Origin of the sequence: Mycobacterium sp., from assembly GCF_035697385.1 — a bacterium.
In the GTDB taxonomy this organism is placed as follows: domain Bacteria; phylum Actinomycetota; class Actinomycetes; order Mycobacteriales; family Mycobacteriaceae; genus Mycobacterium.
The window spans coordinates 1-2,354 of the sequence record NZ_DASSCY010000150.1 but is presented as its reverse complement, the minus strand read 5'-3'; the positions used below and the strand labels follow the sequence as shown (position 1 = coordinate 2,354).

General features: G+C 66.5%; 1 protein-coding gene. It reads right to left on the bottom strand.

Annotation, left to right across the window (positions count from 1 at the left end; all coding sequences use genetic code 11):
- Positions 1-88: 88 nt before the first annotated feature.
- Positions 89-2,354, bottom strand: a 2,266-nt coding sequence (locus VFH65_RS12855) for a PKD domain-containing protein (protein WP_353321997.1), incomplete at its 5' end; no start/stop codon positions are given.

Here is a 2,354-nt window from a genome sequence, read left to right as displayed (position 1 = left end):
GCCGGCCGGGAGAAGTCCGCCGAGCGCTGAAGGTGGCGCGGGCCCCGATCGGGAGGGACCGGGGCCCGCGTCGCGCGGAGGGGCCGGGTTACTGCTTGACCTGCACCACCCTCGTTCCTGTGCCGGCGAGACCGTCGGCGTCCGTCACTGTCAGCGTCACCGTGTAGTTGCCAGGCACGGCGAACTTGTGACGGACCGCAGAGCCGGTCGCCGTCGTGCCATCGCCGAAGTCCCACGCATACGTGAGCTGCTCGCGTGGTGTCGAGTCGTCCGTCGATAGGCTCCCGTCGAACTTGAAGTTCGCGCTCGTGTTGCCGCTCGACGGCTTCGCCTGGATCACGACGGTCGGCGGGAAGTTCGCGGCGGTGATCGCTCCGTAGTCGTACGGCGCGCACCCGGCGCCGGTGCGGAAGCGCACGCTCGCGCGGAGGTCGTATGCGTCAGCGCTGTTCAGGAGGTTGCCCGTCATCGACAGCACATCGAACGTGAGGCAGTTGAAGTCGAATCGCCAGTAGTTGTCGGCGCGGCGCGGATCCGAGTAGTTGTCCACGCGGCCGGGCGCGTCGTCGCTGAACTGGTTGCGACCGAGAGCCGCGGTGAACGCGGCATCGTTGAGGCTCATGAGCGGGTTGGCCGCGGAGTTGTCCGGCGCCGGATCGGGAGCGTCGGGCAGTGGCAGCGGGTGCGGGGTCGAGTCGAGAGGGCTCTGGGCAGGCGGGTTCGTGGTCGAGTAGTTGCCCATGCCGTGCGACTCGTCGGTGTAGACGACGAGCAGCCCGGGCTCGAAGCCGATCGCGGCACGGTCGTTCTGCCCGCGTCCGTCGAAGTCGAAGCCCGAGCGGTCGCGAAGCTCGATGTAGTACGCGTGGTCGGCGGGATTGCCGGATGACGCGTCGACGTAGGTCCAACCGCTGGTGCACGACGGTCCGGTCTGGATGCCGTCGCGGCAGCCGCCGTTGTAGATGCGAAGCTCGTTGGCTGTTTCGAAGTCCGTCGAATAGACCGGCTGCGCTCCGGCCGCGACGTTCACATCGTCGATGAACCAGCCGGGCCGAGCGACCGCTGCGTCGGTGAAGTACGAGAAGCGGACGACCACGTTGCTGCGACCGGCGAACGCTGACAGGTCATAGCGATCGGTGATGAATTCACTGTCGCGGTAGACGCCCGTGAGCCGATCGGTCTCCTGGGTTCCGCCGGCGTATGAGGCCGACGTTCCGGTGATGCCGTACTCGAGCCCACCGAAGCACGCGATGTCGTTGGGGTTGTGCTCGCTCGCGCGCGTCGTGTAGCCGTTGAGCGACGGGAGCGTCGTGTACGACGAGCCGTTGTCGCTGGTGACCTGCACGAACGCGTAGTCCCAGTCCCATTCGATGTCCCATAGCGACTTGAAGCTGAGCGTCACCGGCGTTCCGGCGGCGACCGACGCTAGCTCGTGGAGCTGGATGTCGAGGTTGTGCCCGCTGCTCGGTGGGCAGCCGAAGTCGTCGCCCTGACCCGAGTGCCAGACGTGCGTCGGCGACGCGCCGCGCACGACCTTCGCGGGATCGATGGTGCGGCGGCCGGGCAGCCGCGCCACGTACGCCTCGCCGTTGTTCACGCCGGGCCCCTGGAGCGTGTACGGCGTGCCATCCGGCTGCACCCAATCGATCCGATGCGTGTTGATCTTCGAGTCGCTGACGTTCGCGACTGTCTCGCCCGGCCTCAGCACACGCGGGATGACCCAGCCGAGCTCCTGCTTCGAGAACACGTCCATGTTCTGCGATTTGTCGGTCGCCATGAGATTCCAGTCCCCGTAGGTGGGACGGGCCTGGCTCTGGCTGTAGAAGTCGGGCAGACCCAGCGAGTGACCGTACTCGTGCGAGATCACGCTCGCGTGGTCGATCGCGGCCTCCGGGTTCACGTTGTACGGCCCCACACGTACGTACACCGGGAACTCGGTGACGGTGGTGGTCATCGTCACGCGGTTCGCGTTCGTGTAGTACATCGGACGCTCGTAGTGGTCCCGCAGCTGATCGTCGGAGATGTAGCCGGTGAGGCCGGTGGCGGGATCGGTGTAGTAGAACTCGAGGCTGGCCGAGTGCGGCCAGATGTTGTCGTAGCCGGCACGCTGCGATGCGCCGTTACCGCCGATGCCGGTGAACACCATCATGAAGAAGTCGACGATGCCGTCCTTGTCCGTGTCGTAATCGGAGTAATCGATCTCCGGATCGGCGATGTGGGCGGCGTCGTACACCGCCTTTCCGATCGGGCCGCAGGCGTTGTCGATCCACGCGGCACCGAGCGCGATCGCGACACCGATGGTCAGGCGATCGGCGCCGTAGTAGTTCGTGTCACCGGGCAGCTGGTACCAGCCG